Here is a 3547-nt window from a genome sequence, read left to right on the forward strand (position 1 = left end):
GCCGACAGCCCGAACCGCTCACCGCGGATCGTCCGCAATCTCCGCCATCCCCACCGGTCGGGGCCCCGGCGCCTCCCAGCGGAAGCGGCGTTCGACCTCGCTGATCGCGACGTCGTTGATGCTGGCCTCGCGACGCTCCATGTAACCCTCGGCGTCGAACTCCCAGTTCTCGTTGCCGTAGCTGCGCCACCACTGGCCGTCCGCATCGTGCCATTCGTACTGGAACCGCACGGCGATGCGGTTTCCCCAGAAGGCGTGGAGGTTCTTGACCAGCCGGTACTCGCGCTCCCGCTCCCATTTGCGCGTCAGGAACGCGACGATCGCGGGGCGGCCGGCGAAGATCTCGGAGCGGTTCCGCCAGCGGCTGTCCGGGGTGTAGGCCATCGCGACCCGCTCCGGGTCGCGACTGTTCCATGCGTCCTCGGCCATGCGCACCTTCCTGCGCGCGGCGGCCTCGTCGAAGGGGGGAACGGGTGGGCGGGTCATGGGCAGCCTCGCGCGAGGAGAGGGGAGCGCCGAGCCCCCCGCCCGCCTCTCACCAGTTGTTGTACTTCAGGAACTTGCCGGTCATTTCGACCTTCACCCGGTCGCCCTTGGGGTGCTCGACTCGGGTGATCTGCATGTCGAAGTCGATGGCGGACATGATGCCGTCGCCGAACTTCTCCTGGATCAGCGCTTTCATCGTGGGCCCGTAGACCGCGATGATCTCATAGAGACGATAGATGCAGGGGTCGGTCGGCACGGACTGAGACCATTCCTTCGTCGGCGGCTCCATCAGCACCAGCGCGGCCTCCTGCGGCAGGCCCAGCACGCTGACGGCGGCCTCGGCGGCCTCTTTCGGCATCGAGTTCATGCCCATCAGCGCCGAGTGCGTCCACACCGGCGACATGCCGATCTTGGCCGCGATCTCCTCCCACGACATGCCGCTTTGCTTCTTGGCGGCCAGCGCCATTGCGGCGACGTCGTCCTTGGTCATCATCGGCTCCACGAACGCGGTTCTCGTCATCGGGTCGTTCTCCCTCTCTACTCGTTGACGGCGGCGAGGCGGGGCCGGCCCGGCGCGGGGCGCGGCTCCTCGTCCTCGAAGCGGATGGTCTCCGGCGCCACGGGCCTCCCCTCGCGCCGCCCGGCCAACCCCCGTGAGCGGCGGGAAAGGAAGTGCACCAGGTGGTTGCGGATGCGGTAGAAGTGCGGGTGCTCGATGATCTCGTCGCGCCGACGCGGGCGGGGGATCGAGATCTCGACGGATTCCGCCACGCGGGCGAAGGGACCGTTGGTCATCAGCAGGATGCGGTCCGCCAGCAGGATCGCCTCGTCCACGTCGTGGGTGATCATGAAGACGGTCTGGTGCGTCTCGCTCCATATCTTCAGCAACTCGTCCTGGATCGAGCCGCGGGTCAGCGCGTCAAGCGCGCCGAACGGCTCGTCCAGCAGCAGAAGCTGCGGCTGGGTGGCGAAGGCGCGGGCGATGCTGACGCGCTGGCGCATGCCGCCCGAGAGCTGGCTCGGCTTGCGATGCTCCGCGCCGCCGGTCAGGCCCACGAGCTCCAGATACTTTATTGCGTGGGCGCGCACCTGCTCCCGGCTCCACTTCGGGTTCCGCGCGCCGACGCCGAAGGTGACGTTCTGTAGCGCCGTCAGCCACGGCAGCAGCGAGTAGTTCTGGAACACCACGCCGCGCTCCAGCGATGGCCCGCGCACCTCGCGACCGTCCATCACCACCGCACCCTCGCTCGCCTCGTCGAGCCCCGCGAGCACGTTCAGGATGGTAGACTTGCCGCAGCCCGAGTGGCCGATGATGCAGACGAACTCACCCTTCTCTACCCCGAAGGTGACATTCTCGAACACCGTCAGCGGCTCGCCTTTCGGCGTCGGAAAGCGCTTGGCGAGACCTTCGACCGACACGAACGGTTTCATGGCGTCACTCCGCGAACTGAACGGCGCGCTGGACGCGCGCGAAGGCGGCGTCGAGCAGCATGCCCACCACGCCGATCATGAGGATCGAGAAGATCACGGAAGTCAGGTCGAGGTTGTTCCACTCGTTCCAGACGTAGTAGCCGATGCCGGTGCCCCCCACGAGCATCTCCGCCGCCACGATCACCAGCCACGCGATGCCGATCGAGATGCGCATCCCCGTCAGGATGGTGGGCGCCGCCGCCGGCAGGATGACGGTGAAGGCGGTGCGCAGGGCGCCGAGTTCGTGGGTGCGGGCGACGTTGATCCAGTCCTTCCGCACGCCGGCGACGCCGAAGGCGGTGTTGATCAGCATGGGCCAGATCGAACAGATGAAAATGACGAAGATCGCCGAGGCCTGACTGTCGCGGATCACGAACAGCGCCAGCGGCATCCACGCCAGGGGCGAGATCGGCCGCAGCACCTGGATGAAGGGGTCGAGCGCGCGGTGCATCAGCGGCGACATGCCGATGAGAAAGCCCAGCGGAATCGCGAGGGCGGCGGCGAGGAAGTAGCCCGTCAGCACGCGCTGGAGCGAATAGCCGATCTGGATGCCGATCCCCATGTCGTTGGAGCCGCGGACGTAGAACGGGTCCGACAGCTCCGCCCACGCCTTCGCCGCGACTTCGGACGGCGCGGGCAGGCCAGCCTTCGGCGCCGCCATGCCCATCAGGATCTCGTATTCGGTCAGTTCGCCGGTCGCCCCGCCGCGGGCGGTGACCGACAGCTCCCAGGCCGTGAGTCCGACCGCGAGGATCAGCACCGACAGCAGGGCTGCGCGCAGGCGCGGCGGCAGGGTCCAAGTCATCGGCTCAGGTCCGGCCGATGGCGAAGGAAGCGACATAGCCCTCCGGGTCCGCCGGATCGAAGACCTTGCCCATGATCGTGTGGGTCTTGTAGGTCTCGCTCGGAGGCTCGTAGCCCAGCTCTCGCATCACCGCCGCGGCGTCGGCGGCCAGATAAACCTGCTCGGCGATGCGGGCGTAATCGACATCGCCCTCGATGTACCCCCAGCGCTTCATCTGCGTCAGGATCCACACGCCCATCGAGTGCCACGGGAAGGGGTCGAAATCGATCCGGTCCGGCACGTCCTGGACATTGCCCAGCCCGTCGGCGAAACGGCCCGAGAGCACCTGCTGGATAACTGGCACGGGCTGGTTGAGGTAGTTGGGCGGCGCGATGGCCTCGGCGATCTCGGCCCGGTTGGCGGGGTTGGAGGCGTACTGCGTCGCATCGATGATGGCCCGCAGCAGGGCGCCGTAGGTGTTGGGCAGCTCGCGCGCGAAGCTGGCGGGCGCGGCGAAGGCGCAGCAGGGGTGGCCGTCCCAGAGGTCCTTGGTCAACAGGTGGATGAAGCCCACCCCCTCCCACACCGCGCGCTGGTTGAAGGGGTCGGGCGACAGGAAGCCGTCGAGGTTCCCGGCGCTGAGGTTGGCGACCATCTCCGGCGGCGGCGTCACGCGGATCTGGATGTCGGTGTCGGGGTCCAGACCGTGCTCGGCCACGTAGTAGCGCAGCAGGAAGTTGTGCATCGAGTATTCGAACGGCACGCCGAAGGTCATGCCCTTCCACATCTGCGGGTCGCGCTTGTCCT

The 3547-nt window shown here is 67.6% G+C and carries 5 protein-coding genes; all 5 read right to left on the bottom strand.

Annotation, left to right across the window (positions count from 1 at the left end; all coding sequences use genetic code 11):
• Positions 1 to 18 precede the first annotated feature (18 nt).
• The gene (locus V7Q31_RS18070; RefSeq protein WP_333835238.1) at positions 19 to 486 is read right to left on the bottom strand and encodes a nuclear transport factor 2 family protein; all 468 of its coding nucleotides are present in this window, start codon (positions 484 to 486) and stop codon (positions 19 to 21) included.
• A 49-nt stretch (positions 487 to 535) separates the two neighbouring features.
• A complete protein-coding gene (gene cynS / locus V7Q31_RS18075) occupies positions 536 to 1006 on the bottom strand; it encodes a cyanase (protein ID WP_333835239.1) in 471 nt (156 codons plus the stop codon).
• A 17-nt stretch (positions 1007 to 1023) separates the two neighbouring features.
• Entirely contained in the window at positions 1024 to 1917 is an 894-nt protein-coding gene (locus V7Q31_RS18080) for an ABC transporter ATP-binding protein (protein ID WP_333835240.1), read from the bottom strand.
• 4 nt (positions 1918 to 1921) lie between these two features.
• On the bottom strand, positions 1922 to 2761 hold the full coding sequence (gene ntrB, locus V7Q31_RS18085) for a nitrate ABC transporter permease (protein ID WP_333835241.1): 840 nt from the start codon (positions 2759 to 2761) through the stop codon (positions 1922 to 1924).
• Between the two features lie 4 nt (positions 2762 to 2765).
• On the bottom strand, positions 2766 to 3547 hold a 782-nt coding region (locus V7Q31_RS18090), incomplete at its 5' end, for a CmpA/NrtA family ABC transporter substrate-binding protein (RefSeq protein ID WP_333835242.1).

This window comes from Rubrimonas sp. (genome assembly GCF_036788415.1).
Lineage (GTDB): Bacteria > Pseudomonadota > Alphaproteobacteria > Rhodobacterales > Rhodobacteraceae > Rubrimonas.

Excerpts from the sequence above, each read along its gene's own strand:
- V7Q31_RS18070 (WP_333835238.1), bottom strand. The coding sequence starts at position 486 with ATGACCCGCCCACCCGTTCCCCCCTTCGACGAGGCCGCCGCGCGCAGG.
- cynS (WP_333835239.1), bottom strand. The coding sequence starts at position 1,006 with ATGACGAGAACCGCGTTCGTGGAGCCGATGATGACCAAGGACGACGTC.
- V7Q31_RS18080 (WP_333835240.1), bottom strand. The coding sequence starts at position 1,917 with ATGAAACCGTTCGTGTCGGTCGAAGGTCTCGCCAAGCGCTTTCCGACG.
- ntrB (WP_333835241.1), bottom strand. The coding sequence starts at position 2,761 with ATGACTTGGACCCTGCCGCCGCGCCTGCGCGCAGCCCTGCTGTCGGTG.